19 protein-coding genes are annotated in these 19,299 nt (G+C 55.1%); 1 reads left to right on the top strand and 18 read right to left on the bottom strand.

The genetic code is table 11. The features are described 5' to 3' along the window. Positions 1 to 20: 20 nt before the first annotated feature. The 12 genes from H7F11_RS01830 to H7F11_RS01775 form a co-directional block, all read right to left on the bottom strand. Positions 21 to 611, bottom strand: a complete 591-nt coding sequence (locus tag H7F11_RS01830; RefSeq protein WP_319803331.1) for a Crp/Fnr family transcriptional regulator — start codon at positions 609 to 611, stop codon at positions 21 to 23. Between the two features lie 197 nt (positions 612 to 808). Beyond that, entirely contained in the window at positions 809 to 1,873 is a 1,065-nt protein-coding gene (locus tag H7F11_RS01825) for a DMT family transporter (protein WP_193649636.1), read from the bottom strand. Positions 1,874 to 2,016: 143 nt separating this feature from the next. Beyond that, positions 2,017 to 2,595, bottom strand: coding sequence for an ANTAR domain-containing response regulator (locus tag H7F11_RS01820; protein ID WP_193649637.1), 579 nt, complete (start codon positions 2,593 to 2,595; stop codon positions 2,017 to 2,019). 4 nt (positions 2,596 to 2,599) lie between these two features. Then, positions 2,600 to 2,956, bottom strand: coding sequence for a sirohydrochlorin chelatase (locus H7F11_RS01815; protein WP_193649638.1), 357 nt, complete (start codon positions 2,954 to 2,956; stop codon positions 2,600 to 2,602). A gap of 10 nt (positions 2,957 to 2,966) precedes the next feature. Next, the gene (gene cobA / locus H7F11_RS01810; RefSeq protein ID WP_193649639.1) at positions 2,967 to 3,755 is read right to left on the bottom strand and encodes a uroporphyrinogen-III C-methyltransferase; all 789 of its coding nucleotides are present in this window, start codon (positions 3,753 to 3,755) and stop codon (positions 2,967 to 2,969) included. A 14-nt stretch (positions 3,756 to 3,769) separates the two neighbouring features. Beyond that, on the bottom strand, positions 3,770 to 4,798 hold the full coding sequence (ybiB, locus tag H7F11_RS01805; protein WP_193649640.1) for a DNA-binding protein YbiB: 1,029 nt from the start codon (positions 4,796 to 4,798) through the stop codon (positions 3,770 to 3,772). Next, positions 4,795 to 7,581: a nitrate reductase gene (locus tag H7F11_RS01800; protein ID WP_193649641.1), complete on the bottom strand. Its 2,787-nt coding sequence runs from the start codon at positions 7,579 to 7,581 to the stop codon at positions 4,795 to 4,797. The genes ybiB and H7F11_RS01800 overlap by 4 nt, the downstream gene beginning before the upstream one ends. Beyond that, entirely contained in the window at positions 7,578 to 7,898 is a 321-nt protein-coding gene (nirD, locus tag H7F11_RS01795; RefSeq protein ID WP_193649642.1) for a nitrite reductase small subunit NirD, read from the bottom strand. The genes H7F11_RS01800 and nirD overlap by 4 nt, the downstream gene beginning before the upstream one ends. 10 nt (positions 7,899 to 7,908) lie before the next feature. Next, complete coding sequence (gene nirB / locus H7F11_RS01790; protein ID WP_193649643.1) at positions 7,909 to 10,353, bottom strand: nitrite reductase large subunit NirB; 2,445 nt, start codon at positions 10,351 to 10,353, stop codon at positions 7,909 to 7,911. A gap of 240 nt (positions 10,354 to 10,593) precedes the next feature. Beyond that, positions 10,594 to 11,838: an alginate export family protein gene (locus H7F11_RS01785; RefSeq protein WP_193649644.1), complete on the bottom strand. Its 1,245-nt coding sequence runs from the start codon at positions 11,836 to 11,838 to the stop codon at positions 10,594 to 10,596. A 120-nt stretch (positions 11,839 to 11,958) separates the two neighbouring features. Further along, positions 11,959 to 13,494: an MFS transporter gene (locus H7F11_RS01780; RefSeq protein ID WP_227485172.1), complete on the bottom strand. Its 1,536-nt coding sequence runs from the start codon at positions 13,492 to 13,494 to the stop codon at positions 11,959 to 11,961. Positions 13,495 to 13,630: 136 nt separating this feature from the next. Next, positions 13,631 to 14,791, bottom strand: a complete 1,161-nt coding sequence (locus H7F11_RS01775; protein WP_193649645.1) for a CmpA/NrtA family ABC transporter substrate-binding protein — start codon at positions 14,789 to 14,791, stop codon at positions 13,631 to 13,633. A 215-nt stretch (positions 14,792 to 15,006) separates the two neighbouring features. Between H7F11_RS01775 and H7F11_RS01770 the strand changes: the two genes are divergently transcribed. Continuing rightward, a complete protein-coding gene (locus tag H7F11_RS01770) occupies positions 15,007 to 15,702 on the top strand; it encodes a Crp/Fnr family transcriptional regulator (protein WP_193649646.1) in 696 nt (231 codons plus the stop codon). A 33-nt stretch (positions 15,703 to 15,735) separates the two neighbouring features. On the opposite strand, the gene H7F11_RS01765 is transcribed toward H7F11_RS01770, so the two are convergent. From H7F11_RS01765 to H7F11_RS01740, 6 genes are all read right to left on the bottom strand, one after another. Further along, complete coding sequence (locus H7F11_RS01765) at positions 15,736 to 16,119, bottom strand: DUF488 domain-containing protein (RefSeq protein WP_153940561.1); 384 nt, start codon at positions 16,117 to 16,119, stop codon at positions 15,736 to 15,738. Next, entirely contained in the window at positions 16,116 to 17,042 is a 927-nt protein-coding gene (locus tag H7F11_RS01760; protein ID WP_193649647.1) for a DNA-3-methyladenine glycosylase family protein, read from the bottom strand. Before H7F11_RS01760 ends, H7F11_RS01765 begins: the two co-directional genes overlap by 4 nt. A 3-nt stretch (positions 17,043 to 17,045) precedes the next feature. Continuing rightward, on the bottom strand, positions 17,046 to 17,492 hold the full coding sequence (locus H7F11_RS01755; protein WP_193649648.1) for a glycine cleavage system protein H: 447 nt from the start codon (positions 17,490 to 17,492) through the stop codon (positions 17,046 to 17,048). Then, complete coding sequence (locus tag H7F11_RS01750) at positions 17,489 to 17,947, bottom strand: hemerythrin domain-containing protein (protein ID WP_193649649.1); 459 nt, start codon at positions 17,945 to 17,947, stop codon at positions 17,489 to 17,491. Before H7F11_RS01750 ends, H7F11_RS01755 begins: the two co-directional genes overlap by 4 nt. A gap of 85 nt (positions 17,948 to 18,032) precedes the next feature. Then, complete coding sequence (locus H7F11_RS01745; RefSeq protein ID WP_193649650.1) at positions 18,033 to 18,278, bottom strand: thioredoxin family protein; 246 nt, start codon at positions 18,276 to 18,278, stop codon at positions 18,033 to 18,035. Positions 18,279 to 18,298: 20 nt separating this feature from the next. Continuing rightward, positions 18,299 to 19,279, bottom strand: coding sequence for an FAD-binding oxidoreductase (locus tag H7F11_RS01740; protein ID WP_193649651.1), 981 nt, complete (start codon positions 19,277 to 19,279; stop codon positions 18,299 to 18,301). Positions 19,280 to 19,299: the final 20 nt, after the last annotated feature.

Here is a 19,299-nt window from a genome sequence, read left to right as displayed (position 1 = left end):
GGGAGATGTCTGTGACTTTCTCACCGGGACGAAACAGATTCCGAGTTTGCCAATTGCTGCAATCCCTGCATCTGGATAATTTCAATTTGGCCTGACCCTCGCCGGATCCATCCCCGCAATGCAAATTCTTTGAGGGCACGGCTGATGACTTCGCGGGCCGATCCCAGCTCGGTAGCCAATGTCTGATGGGTAATCTGGATAATCTGGGCATGTTTTCCCAGGTCCAGAAGTTTTCGGGCGAGGCGAATATCCAGACGGGTGAAGACGACTTCTTCGACCAGGGTGAGCAAATCGGTCAAGCGATTTCCGTAGGCATTGAACACGAATTCCCGAAAAAGGCCGGATTGGCCAATGAGTTGATCAAAAACCAATTTGGGCAGGCTGATCGCCTTCACGGCTGTTTCGGTAATACCCATGGCGGGATAGGGGCGATGACTGAACAGACAAGCGGTCGTGAGAATGCAGGATTCACCAGGGCCAATGCGGTACAGGACGATTTCGCGCCCGCCTGCAGAAATCTGTTGCACCCGGATCTGGCCTTCCAGCACCAACAAATATTGGCTGCAGGGGGTACCGGCGTGAAAAATGATTTGATCCGACCCCCATTGCACTGGACGAGCCTTGTTGAATAACGCCTTTTCATTGTCTGGCGCTGCAGTGAGTGAAGTAAAATGGCTGATCCAGTCGTTCAGGATAATGCCCGTCCGTGTGAAAGGGAGTCATGATGCTACTACAGTAGATATTTTCTTTGAAATGTTTCGGGTGGCGCCTTTATAGCCTCCTGAAAAATGTCCCTTGCCGGCTGGATTCAGTGCTTGTGTAAATGATGCATGTCCGGCACATGAGGGTGGCTGTGGGTGAGGGGCTCGTGATGATGCGGATGCTCATGACGGGTTCCTGGAGCAACCGGAAAAGCGTGGGCGTGTTGGTGATGGGCATCGTGGGTATGCATGTGGGCATGATCCATGGCCTCATGGGAATGGACATGATCGTGGCGTTCATCCAGATGCATCCAGATGCCCCAGGCCATCAGTGCTGCCGCGATCAGTAGTAGCGGGGTGACCGGAGTGCCCAGGATGATGACGCTGAGAATGGCCCCAAAGAAGGGAGCGCTTGAAAAATAGGCTCCCGTGCGGGCGCTGCCCAGATGGCGTAAGCCAACCACAAACAGGGCGAGGCTGACCCCGTAAGCAAAAAATCCCAGAACCATGGCAGCAATGGCATCCGGTAGAGCCGGTATTGCGCTGCCCAGCCATAAGGCGAGTAGCAGATTGACGCTACCTGAAACCCAACCTTTGTTGGCGGCAATCCAGCTGGAATCCGTCAGGGAGACTTTCCGGGTCAGATTATTGTCTACGCCCCAGGCAAAGCAGGCGGCAATGATGGCCGCTGCTGGCCACAACTGTTGGATATGAAATTGCAGTGTTCCGGCACCGGGCCAGCTGAGCAGCACCATGCCGAGCACAATGGCGAACATGCCCCAGGCAATCCGACGATCAAAGTTTTCCTTGAACACCCACCAGGCCAGCAGCGTGGTGAATACGGATTCGGCATTGAGCAGCAAGGAGGCATTGGATGCTGCCGCACCCCGCAGTCCGAACATGAACAGCACGGGTGCGATGATGCCTCCTGCCAGTACGGAGGCTCCAAACCAGAAGGTGTCTGTACGCGATAAATGGACGCGCGGACTGTGGCGCAGCAGCCGATACACGCTGAGCCCCAGGCCGGAACCCAGATAAAGCAGGGCCGCGAGCATCCAGGGGCTGACCGTCGCCAGGAGAATTTTGGCCAGAGGGGTGCTGGCACCAAAAAGCAGGGCGGAGAAAATCGCTGCCGGGATTCCGGGGCGAATCAGCTTCTGGATAATATTCATGGAATCATCTGCAAAGTCATGGCGTAACCCTGGAAGGAGTCAGGAATCATAAAGAGCATCGTTATTGCAGGCAAGATGGATAATTTGCCGTGATTAATGGCGGGTTGGATTGAAGTATGATCTGGTGGAGGCCGGCCAGGAGATCAGGAACTGCCTGCTTCGCCCACCGTAATGATCATTTCGGCAATTTCTCCCAGTTTTTTTCCTTTGTCCATGGCGAGCCGCCGCATGCGCCGGTAGGCTTCGGCTTCGTCAATCTGCAGGTCGCGCATGAGGATGCCCTTGGCTTTTTCAATTTGCTTGCGCTCGGAGAGGGCATTTTGGGTGTCTTTGAGTTCTTTGCGCAATTGCCGATATTCGGCATAGCGGAGCGCCGCCACTTTGAGAATGGGGGCAATATCCTGGGCGGAAATGCCATGGGCAACATAGGCGGCCACCCCGGCACGAATAGCCCGCCGCATGGTGTCTTCATCTTCAGGGGCGCCCAGCACCACGACCGGTAGTTCCAGGGTTTCGCTGAGGAAGACGATGTGTTCGAGCACGTCCCGTTCAGGACTGCCCGCTTCAGCGATGATGACATCGGGTTGCAGGTTTTCCAGACGTTGCCAGGAAAGTGCTGACCAGCCAAAAATATCCACGACGATCTGCCCTTCGCTGGCGAGGGCTTCGCGGAGGATTTCTGCACGCTCCACATTATTGTCGATCAGGACGATGCGATGCATGGGCTCATTGTAGCGCTTGCAGAGCGGCCTGGATGATGATTTCCGATTCGCCGATGGGTCCTTCTACCTGGATGAAGCAATCGGGTAATGTTACCTGCACCTGCTCAAGAAGTGCAGGCAGATCCTCCTGTAAATGACGACCGCTGCTCCAGAACAAGGGGGATATGCGAAAGTGGCGTAAACTCGATGCATAGGCTGAGTGCAGGGCCTGCTCCAGAGATGGCTCCCACATCTCCAGATAACACAGAACAATCTGTCGCTCCGGATGGGCTGACTGTAATTTTTCGGCGATCTGCTCAAAAGGTTTTCGCCACTGGGGGTTGCGGGAACCATGTGCCAGCAGAAATTGCACTTCGGTCATGCGCTTTTCCTTATGGATGTTGCAAGCGTTGTGCAGGTAAAACGGCTTCACCGGGAAACCACGCACAAATATCGGCCAATTCCACGACGGAACCAATAATGAGAATCGCCGGACTGCCTAGCTCTGCTGCCTGGATGGCTGTACTGAATTGTTGCAAGGGCGCCTGTACCTGTTTTTGCGTGATGGTCGCCCATTGTACGGCAAGACAGGGCGTTTCAGCAGCCAGACCGCCAGCCATCAGACCCTGACAGATATCGGATATGCGTTCGATGCCCATGTAAATGACCAGGGTGTCTGCCGCCTTGGCATAGCGTGACCAGTCTGGAGGATGGCTTCCTCTGGCTTCGTGCCCCGTCAGGAAAATGACCGACTGACTGCGATGACGATGGGTGAGCGGTACGCCGGCATAAGCCGCTGCTGCCATTCCGCTGCTGATGCCGGGGATGATTTCGTAATCGATATGAGCGGCACGCAGAGCCAGACATTCTTCGCCTCCACGCCCAAAGAGAAATGGATCTCCTCCTTTCAGACGGACTACCCTCAAGCCTTGTTGGGCCGAGCGGATCAGGTGTTCGTGAATGCGTATCTGCGGGGTGGAGTCCTGCCCGCCGCGTTTGCCCACTTCCACTTTTTTACACCCAGCTGGTGCCATGTCGAGTAAACCGGGATTGGCGAGGGCATCATAAAAAATGATATCAGCAGCCGCAATGCGCCGTGCGGCTTTGAGGGTGAGGAGTTCCGGGTCGCCGGGGCCGGCACCGACAATGGAAACAGGAAATGGGGTTGTGCAGGTTTGCATGGGAAGGCTCCAGTTCAGGCTGCGTAACGGGAAAAGTGATGGGCAAGATGGTGACGCGCACTGTCCAAGTCCGCGCAGCGCCCACTCAGGCAAAGCAGGCACGATGCCTGATCGACCAGAGGCGAAGGCAGCGGCAAGTGTCCATTCAGGACGGCTTCCATATGGCGACAGGTAGCCGAGATACCCGGGTTTTCGGGCAGTGCAGGAATGTGTTGCAAGGGCTGCGTGTCTTTTTCCATCCAGAGAGCAGGTTCACCCTGCCGACAAACTTGCAGATCCGGACGGCGTTTGGGGTTGGCAAAACATTCTCCTTCGCTTCCCCGCAAAATGAGTGCCGTACTTTGTTCCCGCTGGAAATATTCCTGCAGGCGCAGCAAATAGGGCGGATGGGTGACGCCGGCACAATGTACGGCGGGGTTCTGGAAGGGATTAAAAAGCTTGACGACAGTATGTACGCTGGAGCGCACCCCGAGCTGTTGTCGCAAGGCCAGCATTTTGCCCAGACCGGGATGAAGGGCATCCACCGGCAGGTAACTGAGACCCTGAAGATGCAGAAGGGTGTTGGCCTGCTGGCTGTTTTCCGCGCTGGCCAGTCCAAATTCACGGAGAATGTCGGCACTGTATACCCGCCCGGATGGATCATGATCGGCCCAGAGGAGATCATGGGCGTCGTGCTGCGCAGAGAATCCGTGTATCAGCACCGGTACGCCACAACGCGTAAGGGTCATAGCCAGCAGCGGCAAGAGATTGGCCCCACGCCGGGTGCCGTTGTAACTGGGGAAAATGACCGGCCGGCAGCTGTGCTGGAAAGCGATGGATTCGATATTTTCTTCCAGAGCATGGGCAAAAGCGCGTAATTCCTCGACGCTTTCGCCCTTGATGCGGTAGGCCGTCCATAGGGCACCCATGGCCAGTTCCGGTAAATCGCCGTGCAGCCAGTCCGTAAACAGTTTTTTGGCTTCTGCATAGTCCAGGTCTTCTGCATGTTCACGGCCTCGGGCGACACGGCCGATGAGGCTGGTCATATTCAATTTCACCGTCATGATGCCTCCTGATGGACGATGCGAATCATCGCCATGATTTCCGGTTTGCAGGAACCACATTCACCTCCGGCACCGCAATCCTGGGCGATTTGGCTCAAGGTGATGTTGCCCGCCGCAATACTGTGCCGCAGTTGTTCTTCATTGACGCCCGTGCAGGCACAAATACCCCGTGAGCGTGTCCACGCGGCCATATCAGCAGGCACTTTGGGCGCAAAAAGGGCATGACGGTAAGCATCGACATCGGTGCCACTCAGCATCAGTTCGCGGAGCCAGTCGCGGGTTCCGTCTTCACCAAACAGGCGCACAGCCAGCAGTTGCCTGCCCTGCATACAGAGGCGTTTGCGCACATGGCGGCGGGCATCGTCATAATCCAGCACTTCCAGACCATCCATGCCGAGCGCCTGATCCCAGGCATGAATATCCCGTATGGCCGGAGCTTTTTCTCCGGCTAGACGTAAAATGAAACCTTCGCGTTGATCCTGACGTATTCGGCTCAGGCTGGCATAAGGAAAGTGTCTGGCAATACGCTGTGCGGCCTGAAAATGCGCTTCGTCGCTGTGCAGGCGCAGGAGCGTGCCCTGCCAGGGGAAAATGGCCGGTTCTATGCGAACCGCAGTGTGTTTGAACTCGGGCTCCCCGGAAACGGGATCAATGGCGGGCAAAGTGAGCTGGTTGCAGAGGGCAGCAGGTGCAAAGCGCCGGCCAAAATGCATGGGGGCAAAAACCAGCCCTGGCTGCAGGTCTTTTTGAATGCGCACGCGAAATACATTTTCGCCACGTCGACTGATGACCCGGGCCAGATCCTCGTTTTTGAGTTTCAGGCGTTGCGCATCTTCCGGATGTATTTCCAGAAAAGCCTCCTCGTCGCTGGCAAACAGTGCGGGGATTTTGCCGGTACGACTCATGGAGTGCCATTGATCGCGCAAGCGGCCGGTAGTCAGCCGGAGGGGATAACGGGCATCAATTTCTTCGGCGACCCCCTGAAATTCTGGCGCATGAAACCGGGCACGACCACTGGGAGTAGGGAAAACACCATCACTGTAAAGGCGTTTTTGCCCGCTCCTGGCTCCAGTCGGGAAGGGCCATTGCTGTGGTCCCTGACTGTCCAGAAGTGCAAAGTCCAGACCGCTGATGTCCAGATCCCGCCCCCGGGTGCAGCGCTGATATTCGCGGAAAATACTGGCAGAGTCCGGAAAATCGAACAGACGCTTTGCCCGGTCATGCCAACTGCTATCGTGATGATCGGGGAGGGGATGCTGGAGTTGATCCAAAGCTGCTCCCAGGGCAAAAGCAAAATCCCGATAAATCATCCAGTCGGGACGCGCTTCTCCAGGAGCGGGTACGGCTTTTTGCAGATGACTGATGCACCGTTCGGAATTGGTGACCAGCGCTTCCCGTTCTCCCCAGCTGGCTGCGGGGAGGAGCAGATCACTGTAGTCGGCGGTTTCGGTGCCGAGGTAACTGTCCTGCAAAACGACCAGCCGGGCCCGGTCAAGCGCTCTTTGAACCTGCTGTTGATCGGGCATGGACAATACCGGATTGGTACAGCTGATCCAGATACTTTCAATTTCGCCCCGTTCTACTGCCTGAAACAGGGGGACCGCCGTATATCCGGGTTGGGGATGAATGTTGGAAATCTCCCAAAGGGCAGCTATTTCAGAACGGTGCCCGGGATTGGCCACTTCCCGATGACCGGGAAGCAGGGCGGGCATGCCTCCGGTTTCCCGGCCACCCATGGCGTTGGGTTGTCCGGTGAGACTGAAAGGCCCGGCTCCGGGACGGCCAATTTGCCCGGTCGCCAGATGCAAATTGATGAGGCTGCTATTTTTGTCGGTGCCGTGACTGGACTGGTTGAGCCCCTGACACCAAAGGGAAAGGACGCTGGGTGATTCTCCAAAAGCCTGGGCAGCAGCGCGGAGTTCCGCTTCGGAAATATGACAGATTTCGGCGACCCGCTGCGGGGTATAATTCTGAACCCGTACCTTGAGTTCTTCCCAGCCTTCGGTATGGGTTGCGATATATTCCCGATCAATGAGATCTTCCCAGATCAGGATATGGAGCATGCCGTGGAAGAGCGCGACATCCGTACCGGGTTGCAGGGGTAAAAAAATGTCAGCGATGGATGCCGTGGGGGTGCGACGTGGATCCGCAACGATAATTTTGAGTTCCGGGCGGCGCAGTTTGGCGGCTTCAATGCGCCGAAACAGAATGGGGTGGGCATAGGCCACATTGGCACCGACAATAAACAGACAATCCGTTTCTTCCAGATCTTCATAGGCACAGGGGACGGAATCCATCCCCAGGCTGCGTTTGTAACCGGTGACAGCGGAAGCCATACACAGGCGGGAATTGGTATCAATATGATTGGTGCCAATAAAGCCTTTGGCCAGTTTGTTGGCCACATAATAGTCTTCTGTGGGGAGTTGCCCGGAAACATAGAGGGCTACGGCCTGGGGTCCCTGCCGGTGGATGATTTCCGCCCAGCTCTCCGCCATTTGGGTGAGTGCCGCAGTCCAGTTGAGCGCTGTCCAGTCGCCACTGGCCCGGTCACGCCGAAGTGGTTCACTGGCCCGATCACTGCCATGACAACTCAGATGCAGGGTGCTGCCTTTACTGCAAAGCTGACCATAATTGGCTGGATGATCGGGATCGCCGCGTACCCCGGTAATCTGTTGACCATCATGTTCGATGATGACGCCACAGCCGGTTCCACAGTAAGGGCAAACGGATTTGCTCTCCAGACGTTGCAAGGGGACGGATTGTTGGGTGCGAAGCAGGCTCATGGGGTGATTTCCTGCAAGCCCAGCCAGATCTGCCCGCCCTCCATACGGATGGGAAATCTTTTGACACAGCCGGAATCCGGTGCTACGGCTTCGCCCTTTTCCAGATCAATTTGCCAGTTGTGTAAAGGGCAAAAAACGAGTTTGCCGGAAACAAACCCTTCGGAGAGAGGCCCGCCGCGATGGGGACATTGGTTGCTGACCGCGAAAACTTCATCATTTTCATTGCGCAGAACCGCAATTTCTCCCAATGGTGTCTCTACATAACGACCACCCCGAGCAGGAATTTCTTCAAGAGTACCTAATGCCATCCATTCCATGTTGTTCTCCTCAGGCCGGAATACGGCGTATGGGGGCTGCGTGAATATCCAGCCGGCCGGATACAGCTTCCTTCCAGGGATCCTTTTCCTGAGACAGGGCAAAATCCATGCGTTCTGCCAGGGTTTTTCGGGTGTTGGCGTCGTCGACTATGGTGGCCTTGATCTTTTCCAGTCCGATCCGTTCTACCCAGGGCGCGGTGCGCTCCAGATATTGGGCATCTTCCCGATACATCTGCAAAAATGCCTTGGCCATTTCCAGAACTTCCTCGTGGGTTTTTACCTTGCAAAGCAGATCAGCAGCGCGCACTTTCATGCCGCCATTCCCTCCCACATAGATTTCCCAGCCCGAATCCACGCCAATAATCCCCACGTCCTTGATGGTGCTCTCGGCGCAGTTACGTGGACAGCCAGATGCGGCGAGCTTGACCTTATGGGGTGCCCACATGCGTTCAAGATTTTTTTCCAGTTCAATGGCAAGGCGGGTACTATCCTGCACACCAAAACGGCAAAATTCGCTACCCACACAGGATTTGACGGTACGTAAAGCTTTTCCGTAAGCATGACCCGAAGGCATATCCAGCTCCGCCCAGATTTTGGGCAGATCCTCTTTTTTTACCCCAAGCAGATCGAGACGCTGTCCGCCGGTAAATTTCACCATGGGGACGTGATGGCGCTCGGCGACTTCCGCAATACGTTTCAGTTCCGCAGGACTGGTGACCCCTCCATAAATGCGGGGAATGACCGAATAGGTGCCGTCTTTCTGAATATTGGCATGGGCCCGTTCATTGATGAAGCGGGATTGCGGATCGTCCAGACCTTCCATGGGCCAGGCGGTCCGCACATAGTAATTGACGGCCGGACGGCAGGTGGCGCAGCCGGCGGGGTGGCGCCATTCCAGATAAGCAAAGACCTGGCGAACCGAGAGGAGCTTTTCCTTGACGATGGCATCACGAACTTCCTGATGACTGAGCTCAGTACAGCCACACAGGGCCTTTTTCTTCGGGGTGCTGTCATAAAATCCGCCGAGGGTGCTGGACAATAACTGCTCCACCAAACCGGTACAGGAACCGCAGGAAGCGCTGGCCTTGGTACATTTGCGTACATCGTCCAGAGTAAACAATCCCTGTTCGCGGATAGCTTTGACAATGCTGCCTTTGGCCACGCCATTGCAGCCACAGATTTCGGCGTTGTCCGGCAGGCGCGCCGCCTGATTTTCTCCGGAATGACCGGCATCCCCCAGATGGGTTTCACCAAAAACAATATTATCCCGAAAGGCCGATACGTCGGTGCCGTCACGCATGAGTTGAAACAGCCACGGACCGATGCTGGTATCGCCGTAGAGCAGGCCACCCACCACCCTGTTTTCCTGGAGGATGACTTTTTTGTAAACCCCTTGGCTGCCGTCCAGCAGTGTGACTTCTTCGCAATCTTCTCCGCCCGTGAAATTCCCTGCAGAAAACAGTTCGATGCCGGTAACCTTGAGCTTGGTGCTGGTGACGGAACCCTGATAGCGCATCCGTCCATATTCTGCCAGATGATTGGCGGCTACCTTGGCCTGCTCAAACAGGGGAGCTACCAGACCATAGGTCTGACCGCGATGCTGGACGCACTCTCCCACGGCATAAATGCGTGGGTCGTAGGTTTGCAGGGTGTCATTGACCAGAATGCCGGTTTCACACTGTAAGCCTGCAGCCTGGGCCAGTTCGATGCGTGGTTTGATGCCAATGGTCATGACCAGCACATCCGCCGGAATTTCCGTGCCATCGCTGAAACGCAGTCCGGTGACATGCGTCGTGCCGAGAATTTCTGCGGTTTCCTTACCCAGCAAAAACCGGACGCCCCGGGCTTCCATGGCTTTTTGCAAAAGAACACCACCCCGTTGATCCAGTTGCTTGTCCAAAGGCCAGGCGCGACGATGAATGACCGTGACCCCCATTCCCCTGGCCCGCAGACCATGGGCAACTTCCAGTCCCAACAGGCCGCCACCGATGACCACGGCCTGACCGCCGAGCGCGCTGCTTTTGGTCAGTGCTTCCACATCCGCCATATCCCGATAACTCAGAACGCCCGGCAAATGATTTCCCGGTACGGGCGCCATGGCAGCGGCTGCGCCGGTTGCCAGCAGTAAACGATCATAGGGGGTCGCTTTGCCATCGGCGGTAATAACCTGGCGTTTGACCCGATCAATGCGTGTCACTGGATTACCGGTAAATAACTGGATTCCATGCTCGGCATACCACTCCAGAGGATTGAGGATGGTTTCTTCCAGAGTCATTTCTCCGGCCAGCACTGGAGTCAGGAGAATCCGGTTGTAGTTGGGATGGGGTTCGGCACCGAATACGCTGATCTCATAAAGATCCGGTGCCATTTTCAAAAGTTCTTCGACCGCACGGATGCCTGCCATGCCATTGCCGACAACGACCAGACGGGGTTTTCGTGGAACTGTAATGTGCATTGCTGGGCTCCCAAAATAGAAAAAAGGCGTCAGTCAGCTGAATTGCTGACGACGCCTTTGCCGTTTTGCATACCGGCGATCCTCGCGAATCGCTTCGAAACTTATTAAGCAATAGATGTGCCTGGTGATGATCTTAATAAAAACAAAATGTTAAATTTTATGCCCCGATCAGATTGTCAGAAATCAGTGCAAGGCCTGGTGCAACCGCACCAAATTAGTGCAATTGCTCCCGCTGCCTGACTAGAATTTTGCATTGACAAACACCCAGGCTCCTTCGGTATTGACCCCATAGCTGCTCCGCCGGTAGTCCGCATATTGCACCCCGGCACTCCAATGTCTGGAAAAACCATGGGTTACGGATAGATCCAGCTCATTCCCATAATGGGCAGCGCCATGATCAGCCTGAAAATCGTAATAGGTAGTCATCAGTTGGGTTTTCATGATTTTTCCAGTAGCCGTAAAGTAAAGGCTACGCAGCCCCTTTGGGGGGGTGGTAAGAAATACCTCTGCCCAACCGTTAAAGGCATGCTTGGTAGCCAATGGGGTCTGAAAGCCGTAGCTTCCCTGATGGTTGGCCCCCATCACCATGTAATTGGCATGGAGCGCAACGGATGGCAGTGCCAGTCCGGCACTCAGGTGATAGTAGGAGGCATTGATAGCCGCACTGCCGCCGTCATAGGGTAGCTGGCGGGCATAACTCAGATCGTAGGGCAGTTTCAGTGTATGGGTGAGGGGTATAACTCCCCCGACCCGCAGTCCCAGCGTCTGGCTGTTGCAGACCTGGGCGTTTCCCGACAAAAAACAGGCGGCGGCACCGGGTATGGCACTATGTGCCTGGTTGCCATACCAATAGCCAAAGCCCTGAGCATGAATGAATGAAGACGGTGACCAACTGATTTCGCTGAGTATGGTTTGTGAGGGTACATTTTCATTCAGTATATTCTTGATGCGCCATATATAGGCACCATAAATGGATAGATCCTTCATCGGTTTTCCGGAGATGGATACGGAATCAAAAGTCTGGGGGGTCTGGCGGAAACCCACAGCACCTACAAAACGTTCATCATCCAGATTGATTACCTGCCGACCCGCACGCAATTTCCATCCGGGAATGCCGGCATATTGCAGATAGGCCTGATTGACGTTGCTTTCATCCGGATCGGGAATAACCGAATACGCCGTTTTGCCATTACGTAAGCTGTTGTACTGGTTGATGATGCCCGCTACGTTGATGAATTGCAGATCAGCACTGAAACCGGCAATGGGTTTACTGCTGATGCCCAGCAGCGTCTGTACGGTAAAGGCATTTGCATCTTTTTTCCCGGCCTGCGACATGAATTCATAACGAGGACGAAAATCCAGATGAACCTGTCCCTGGGTAATGGCATCGCTCAGAGTGTCTGCATTGGCCCAAGTTCCTGCCAAAGTGATTAGTAGAGCGTTCATAACGGCGAGATACGCAGCAGTTTTTTTCAGAGAAGGCATGATTGGGTCTCCAGAATAAATTTAGCCATGAAATCATTGATAAAGAGCGCAGAACTCCCGATGCGTCAGCAAACGCATCTGGAAGAACCGCAAGTTGTGATGGGGGACTTTAGTGAAAACTCAGTCAGTAACGGCGCTGGCTTCGGATAAAGCTGAGGGCGTTTCCTCCATGGCTACAGCCATCGTTCCATGATGAGACCAGCTTAACCACTGCTGGCGCAGGACAAGTACCAGCCCCAGTGCGATGCTCGTCAGTACGGCGAAGAAGGCAAAGCCCAGGTGATAGGTGCCGGTTTCCTGCTTGGTGATGCCCAGAATAACGGGCAGATAAAAGCCGCCTATTCCACCTGCAGCACCAATAATACCGGTCATGATGCCGGTTTTTTCAGGCCAGCGCAGGGGAACCAGTTGAAACGTGGCACCATTTCCCAGACCGAAGCAGGCATACAGAATCAGTAAGAAGCCAATGGCCAGATCCAGAGGCGGGGTCCAGGTTGCAAACACCATATCCATCAGCGCGATACCACCTAAAAACCAGCGTAGTGCAGCAGCACCCGAGATCCGGTCAGCAATCATACCGCCCAAAGGTCGCAACATGGCTCCGGTAAAAGCAAACAGTGCCATCAGCATGCCAGCGTCCACTTTGGGCAAATGGTATAGAGTAACCATGAGCAGGCTGACATAGGCAGACATGCCGACAAAGCCGCCGAAGGTGATGGCGTATATCAGAATAATCACCCAGGTATCGCGTTCGCGGAGGGTCAGTCGATAGCGTTGCGGGAGAAAAATCCCTGTCAGCAATACGCCGTATACGGGTAGCATCAATAGAGCGGCTTTACCCTGCAATCCCAACCAACCCATGGGTGTTGCTACAGCCAGAACTGCCAAACCTGCCAGAGTTACCACAAAGCCCAGTAATGCGGGTTTTACCCGACCGCTTTTGGGGGCGCTATCCTTGCCCCAGAAAAACAGGCTCACACCGGCCAGAGCCAGCAAGGGCAGGGCGGCAGCAGTTGCGTGCGCCCAGCCAAAATGGGCGGCCAGGGGTGGAAAGAGAAAACCATCCAGTACCGCTCCAATGTTTCCAGCAGCAGCTATGCCCAATACGGTTCCCTGCACTTTGGCAGGATAATTACTTCCGGCCATGGGCAGGGCAACCGCAAAACTGGCTCCGCCAACACCCAGTAGCACACCGAGCACGATGAGCAGTGAGTAACCGGGTACACCCGGATAAAGCAGCAGAAAAAGGGGCGGAATAGCGGATAGTGCGACACCACCCAGCGCCAGCCAGCGACCATTCATGCTTTGGTAAAGGTTGCCCATGCCCACGCGTAAAATTGCCGCAGAGAGGATGGGTACTGCGACTAAAAAGCCTTGTTTCGCATCGCTCAGATGCAAGGAGTGAATCATGTAGGGGGCCAGCGGGCCATACAGCAACCAGACAGTAAAGCCCGTGTCGAAATAGAGAAAGCTGGCGACCAAAGCGCGCCAGTTTCCACTTCGGAGCATGGTTAAAAGTTCTTTCATGGAGCGTCCCTCTAAAGCGGATAAAAGCCAAAGAAAAAGGCGTTCCCGGCCCGCATGAGCCAGGAACGCCTTCGTCCCAAAACGCTGTTCATCGGTGAACAGTGCTGAGTTGGCTAGAGCATTTTCCATGCCATGATTGCGAAGTTACTCTGAATCGTTATTTTTAGGCAGTGCACGGGGATTTTGCTGGGCATTCTGCGGGTGATGGGTGTACAAGGCTGGTGCATATTCCCCGAGAAGGGGCCCAATGATGGTGCATCGCCGCTCAGCGGGTGATGGTGCTCCCATCAAAAATCAGGTTGGGTCCCATGATAATGGGATGCCCATCATCGCTCTGAACCTGCCAGGATTGGGCGTGATTTCCCCAGTCGACAAAATCCGTATTGGGAACGGGAAGGCGCAGCGCCTTTGCCGCCTGCCGATAGATATCGCAACGATATACCTGTGGAATCAATGTCTCGCTGTCCACGCCTTGAGGCCATTGACCCGCCGTCTGCATTTGGCGAGCCAGCCACAAGGCATGGGAATGCCAGGGAAAATTGGCCGAGTAACGCGCAAATACATGAAAATCTTCCTGTTGAGCCAGACCGGGGACATTACCCGTTAATGCCATGGCCACAACTTCACGGGAAACACCAATGGCGTTGGCAACCCAGGGCGCGGCTTCCAGGCGGTGTTGAGGGTTATCCAGCCATAGACTGGCAGTCAGGATGGCGCGAATCATCGCCAGATGTAAGTCAGGTTCGCGCTGTGACCAGTCATTCCGTACGGCCAATACCTTTTCCATCAGGTTGTTCCAGAGTGCGTAACTGCCGATAATCGGAATACCGACGTTTTCTGCAGCCGCCAGACTTCCCCAAGGCTCTCCTACGCAATAACCATCTATTTCTCCTGCGCGCAACGCGGCAACCATATGGCGGGGTGGAACCACGGTAATCTGAATATCCTGATCCGGATCAATACCGGCAGCACACAGCCAGTGCCTCAGTTGATAATGATGGTTGGATACGGGAGAAACGACGGCAAAACGCAATTTTTTGGCAGGTTCTGTCTCGATAATGCGGCGCAATGCCTGGGCGGTGGCGATGGCAGGCTCCGCTCCTGTAAATCCGGTATCGCGGAGCCATTGGTGTAAACCATTGCTGACCGTAATGGCATTCCCGTTCAGGGAAAGTGTCAGCGCAGTGCTCACCGGTATTTTCGGGGAAGCAATTCCCAGCGTTGCGGCCATTGGTAGTGGCGCCAGGGCATGGGCAGCCACCAGATCCCCAAAGAGCAGGTGATCGCGCAAGCTGGCCCAGGAAGGCTCCTTTTGCAGGGTGACAGCGAGTCCCTCAGCCGCAAAAAAACCCAACTCACGCGCCACAATCAAGGGCGCGCTATCTGTCAGTGCAACAAAACCGATATTGAGATTTTCACCGCTCATTTTTCCTCCCACTACCCGACCCCATTACAAAAAAACCTCGCGCCCCATAGTGGGTGCGCGAGGACTTCATTGTCCAGACTGCCATTTCATAAAGCAATTCATGGGCCAACTTTTGGTCCAGTGAGGGTGGATCATGCTTGCCAGGGTATTTCTGTGCTTGCGGTGCTGTCCGGCGGTGACTATCCTGCCTCTTTCTCCAGTGAGCGCATATTTTGATGGAAGCCATCGCGGACAATGTATCTTCACACCTGCGCGAAACATCGCTTTTTTCGGCCTGGCCAGAAGCGTTGCTGGATTCCTTGCTGAAGCACAGCAAAACAGTCCATTTGGGATCGGGCGATATTCTGTTTGTCGAAAAGGCGACGGCAAATGCCTTTTATCTGGTTCTTTCCGGTCGTATTCATCTGATTGCCGCCGCCACCACTGGTCAGGAAAAAATTGTTGAAATTATTCAGGAAAATGATCTGTTTGCCGAAGCGGTTGCCTTTCTGGGGGGACGTTATCCAGTAACGGCTGCTGCGGAAGGTTCCACAACGGTTCTGGAAATACCCCTCGCCTTGTTTCTGGAGATTCTGGAACAAAGACCTCAGTTGATGCGGCAGATGCTGGCGCGACTGAGTATGCGCTTGCATTTTCTGGTCAAGGAGCTCCGCCAGCTCAGTGTCGAGTCGGCAGAGCAGCGTCTGGTGAGTTATCTGCTGGATTTGTGTCCGGCTCTGGATGCTGCAGCCGTTGTGGAGCTTCCCGCCAAAAAATCAGCAGTGGCTGCCCGTCTGGGCTTGACCCCGGAAACCCTGTCCCGCTTGCTATTGCGTATGCGCAAAGCCGGGCTGATTACAGTCAACCGCCGCGTTCTGGATATTCCCGATCCACGTGCCCTGCAGTGTTGGGCTGCCGGTCATACGAAATAACGTTTGAAATAGTCGGTCGTGATGGTGTCGGGATCAACAGGACTGTGATAGCAAAAACTCCCGAAGTACCACGGCACCATTATGGATTTTATCGTGGGCGGCATAGAGCAGAATGACCGGCCGACCTTCCGCATTATCCAGTAAACGACAGGCTTCTTCCTGGTGTTCGGCGAGTTCGTTCAGATAACGCTCACGAAACTCGGTCCAGCGATCTTCTACATGCCCAAACCACTGACGCAAAGCGGTGCTGGGTGTGAGTTCCTTGGGCCAGTTGTCCAGGGGAAGATCCTCCTTGCGCACCCCGCGCGGCCAGAGACGTTCAGCGAGCACGTGGTAGCCTGCCGGCAGGGGGCGCTCATAGACGCGCCAGGTAATGATCTCAGGGGGCTGAGATCGTAACGGCGAATGGGATGTCATGATTGATGTCCCTCCTTCTCCAGGCGGTTTAAGAGCAGAAGAAAATACAGCATGCCGGCATAGGGTTGCCAAGGCTGCAACCTTTTGGCTACCTGCATATAGTCCGGAGCAGACTTTTCTTCCAGCCACTGATACAAAGCCTTGCGGGCACCTACATCATCACCGGGGAACACGTCCAGACGCCCCAGCCCGCGCAGTAACATATATTCTGTAGACCAACGGCCGATACCGCGCAACTGATGCAGGCGCTGTGCGGCTTCAGAATTGCTCAGGTCTTGCCAGTTTTCACGCGCCAACTGGCCTGCCGCAGCGGTTTCTGCAATTCCGTGCAAGAACTCCGCCTTCTGGATGCTGAATCCCAGGCTGCGCAGGCTGGCTGCTTCCTGCTGCAGTAAGGTGGAAGGGTTCGGGAAAGGCACAAACAAGTCCGTTGCTTCGGGATCGTTTCTGCACAGCCTTGCCATGCGGTTGAGCAGGAGAATGCCGACATGCAGGCTCAATTGCTGGCAGGCAATGGCATTACTCAGCGCTTCGAAGAGGGAGGAAAAACGTGGCGGCCTGAATCCCTGAAAGCGATCCGCCAGAGCTGCCAGCCGCCAGTCCCTGGCGGCCATCGCGTAGAAGGGGCGAAGATCCTGGTCCAGACCCAGCATCCAGGTAAGCTGCCTGCTGACCCACGCGACGCTTGACGCATCAACGCAGTTCCCCCGGACTTCTCCTTCCAGCAGTGGCGTCCTGCCTGCCTGAGTTTGCCAAAGCCGGACCTCCAGTCTGTTTCCTACATATTGCCAGGCCCGCCGATAGATTTCGCCATCCCAGTCATCGATCTGATTATGGGCCTGACGACGGAGCACCCAGACGGTCAGGTCCAGGCGAAAGGGCGCGGGCGGGCTGAGCGTAAATCGGCTTGCGGCCTGGTTCATGAACTATTCCGAACAGCGCATGCACTGCACCCCATACCGTTTGATCCAGGCCTCCAGTGCTTCAATTGCCTCGCTGCCGGTTTTCACATTGTCCAGGGCATGCTGGGGATCATCCGGTTTGACGCGGGCAATCCAGGCGTCTTTGTAAGGATCAATATTGATCAGGTGCGGGTCTTCCAACAATTGCTCGTTGCGGGCAATGACTTCACCGGCAAAGGGCACGGGTACGCCGCCTGCCCACTTGCCACTTTCCAGCGTAGCCACATGCCGTCCGGCCTCCAGATGCGTTCCGATTTTTTTAATACGGGCTTTTTGCAGGCGGCCCGACATGGTCTGCGCGGGGTCCGTAACGCCAATAGTCAGCGTACCGTCCTCTTCCGGGCGCACCCAGGCATAATCGAGATCATAAAACAGGTCTTCAGGCAGTTCGCAACCATTATATTCACTCATGATGTGGCCTCCGCCTCAAAGTCGAGAATACGCTTTCCCGCAGCTTCACCCTGATCCGCCAATGCTGCAGCCAGATAGGGATAAAGTTCGGTTTCTTCCTTGGCATCGTGTTGTTTGAGAATGGTTTGTACGGTACTCAGCAGATCGTCAAAGGTTTCGGCGTCCCGGTCTGCAATGGCCTCCGCCATTTCTTCAAAAAACACTCGCAGATCCTGATGCCCCTTGCGGAGTAGCGCGGTCAGAGGATGATCTTCGCTGCCTTCCTGGAGCTCGAAGGCAGGGAATAAGGTGCCTTCTTCCACGACCATATGACCATCAACAATGCCGTGGCGGAAGGCTTCCAGGAACTGCGCAGCTTCCTGCCATGCGCCTTGGCGGACAGCCTGGGCACTTTGCTCCAAAAGTTGATCCAGGCGTTCATGGTCCTGTTGCATGATCTGATCTATGGGTGTCATGACATTCTCCAAAAAGGTTGTGGTGTGTTTCTACGGGACATGAACGTGGCCGAAGCTTTGTTCAGGCGCATTCAGTAGGTTGTATTCATTGGGCACCGAGCATTTTCAGCACTTCGCCCAGAGGCTGTGCGCCCACTGTCTTCAGGGCACCGTCCACGACAATGGCCGGGACCGTTTTAATGCGCAGATTGCTGACGATTTCGCGCCCTTCGCGATCCGCCACATCCAGTACCTGCAGTTCCATCGGCACCTTTTCCGCAGCTTGTTTCCATACTGCTTCAGCCCGCGGGCAAACCGGGCACCATTTCGAGACCAGAATTTGTACTTTCATCTTCATCTCCTCCAATCGCGCTAACCGTTGGGTGCAAAAGAATCGAAATGTATGTGCGCATGAGGCACGCCGTGAGAACGCAGGAGATCGATGGCCGCTTCTATCATGCTGGGTCCGCCACACAGATACACTTCATGATCCTGCCAGTGGCCGTTGGCTGCCACCGTGGGCAGAAGACGGCGGGCACCTTTCCACTGCGTATCTTCGCCATCGGAAATGGTGGGTGTAAAAGTGAAATGGGCATACTGTCCGGCCCATTGCTGCAGGGTTTCCAGATGATAAAAATCCCGCTGTTTTTTGGCGCCGTAAAAAAGATGAATCGGGCGGGTTTGCCCAATGTGCATACTTTCCTGAATGATGGCTTCAATAGGTGCCAATCCTGTTCCTGCGGCAATACAGAGCAGGGGCCGCGTATTATCCTGGAGAGCGAAGTCCCCTTGTGGCGGTCCGAGCGTGATTACTTCGCCGGGCTGTGCCCGGTAAAAAAGCCAGCGACTGAACAGACCACCCGGAAGTTCACGAATATGAAAAACCAACTCGCCCCAGTCCTGCGGAGGGGTGGCCATGGAGTAAGAACGCCATTGATTTTCCTGCCCCGGCACGGCCATCCGTGCATATTGCCCGCTTCGGTATGGATAGGGTTTTTCCGGCCGTAAGCGCAGTTCCAGCACATTCCAGGCCAGTTTGCTCAACCCCACAATTTCAGTATTCCAGACGTCCCCGGAAATCACTTCAGCCTGCAGCCGCAGATTGCTGCGCGGATAAAGCTTGCACAAAATGGCCATGCCCGCAGCGCGCTCGGTTGGCAATAAAAGCAGGGGCATGAAGGGTCCCTGCTCACTTTCTCCGGACAGGATGGTGCCCTTGCAATCTCCGCAGGAACCGCTGGCGCATCCATGTTTAATGGCCACATGATGGGCTTTTGCTGCTTCGACAATATTCTGGCTTTCATCCGCCTTGAAGCGGACACCGGAGGGCTCCAGACAAATTTCGTATTCCATGGCGTCACCTCATCAGCGTG

Origin of the sequence: Acidithiobacillus sp. HP-2, from assembly GCF_015100155.1 — a bacterium.
Taxonomy (GTDB): Bacteria; Pseudomonadota; Gammaproteobacteria; order Acidithiobacillales; family Acidithiobacillaceae; genus Acidithiobacillus.
Note: the sequence above shows the minus strand (reverse complement) of the source record. Positions and strands in the feature narration are given on the sequence as shown.

Bases quoted from the DNA above. Each gene is read 5' to 3' on its own strand.
- ybiB (WP_193649640.1), bottom strand. From the start codon at position 4,798: ATGACGGTGAAATTGAATATGACCAGCCTCATCGGCCGTGTCGCCCGA.
- H7F11_RS01785 (WP_193649644.1), bottom strand. From the start codon at position 11,838: ATGCCTTCTCTGAAAAAAACTGCTGCGTATCTCGCCGTTATGAACGCT.
- H7F11_RS01750 (WP_193649649.1), bottom strand. From the start codon at position 17,947: ATGACACCCATAGATCAGATCATGCAACAGGACCATGAACGCCTGGAT.
- H7F11_RS01775 (WP_193649645.1), bottom strand. From the start codon at position 14,791: ATGAGCGGTGAAAATCTCAATATCGGTTTTGTTGCACTGACAGATAGC.
- H7F11_RS01765 (WP_153940561.1), bottom strand. From the start codon at position 16,119: ATGACATCCCATTCGCCGTTACGATCTCAGCCCCCTGAGATCATTACC.
- H7F11_RS01800 (WP_193649641.1), bottom strand. From the start codon at position 7,581: ATGAGCCTGCTTCGCACCCAACAATCCGTCCCCTTGCAACGTCTGGAG.
- nirD (WP_193649642.1), bottom strand. From the start codon at position 7,898: ATGGAATGGATGGCATTAGGTACTCTTGAAGAAATTCCTGCTCGGGGT.
- H7F11_RS01770 (WP_193649646.1), top strand. From the start codon at position 15,007: ATGGAAGCCATCGCGGACAATGTATCTTCACACCTGCGCGAAACATCG.
- H7F11_RS01815 (WP_193649638.1), bottom strand. From the start codon at position 2,956: ATGACCGAAGTGCAATTTCTGCTGGCACATGGTTCCCGCAACCCCCAG.
- H7F11_RS01740 (WP_193649651.1), bottom strand. From the start codon at position 19,279: ATGGAATACGAAATTTGTCTGGAGCCCTCCGGTGTCCGCTTCAAGGCG.
- cobA (WP_193649639.1), bottom strand. From the start codon at position 3,755: ATGCAAACCTGCACAACCCCATTTCCTGTTTCCATTGTCGGTGCCGGC.
- H7F11_RS01745 (WP_193649650.1), bottom strand. From the start codon at position 18,278: ATGAAAGTACAAATTCTGGTCTCGAAATGGTGCCCGGTTTGCCCGCGG.
- H7F11_RS01760 (WP_193649647.1), bottom strand. From the start codon at position 17,042: ATGAACCAGGCCGCAAGCCGATTTACGCTCAGCCCGCCCGCGCCCTTT.
- nirB (WP_193649643.1), bottom strand. From the start codon at position 10,353: ATGCACATTACAGTTCCACGAAAACCCCGTCTGGTCGTTGTCGGCAAT.
- H7F11_RS01780 (WP_227485172.1), bottom strand. From the start codon at position 13,494: ATGGAAAATGCTCTAGCCAACTCAGCACTGTTCACCGATGAACAGCGT.
- H7F11_RS01825 (WP_193649636.1), bottom strand. From the start codon at position 1,873: ATGAATATTATCCAGAAGCTGATTCGCCCCGGAATCCCGGCAGCGATT.
- H7F11_RS01820 (WP_193649637.1), bottom strand. From the start codon at position 2,595: ATGCATCGCATCGTCCTGATCGACAATAATGTGGAGCGTGCAGAAATC.
- H7F11_RS01755 (WP_193649648.1), bottom strand. From the start codon at position 17,492: ATGAGTGAATATAATGGTTGCGAACTGCCTGAAGACCTGTTTTATGAT.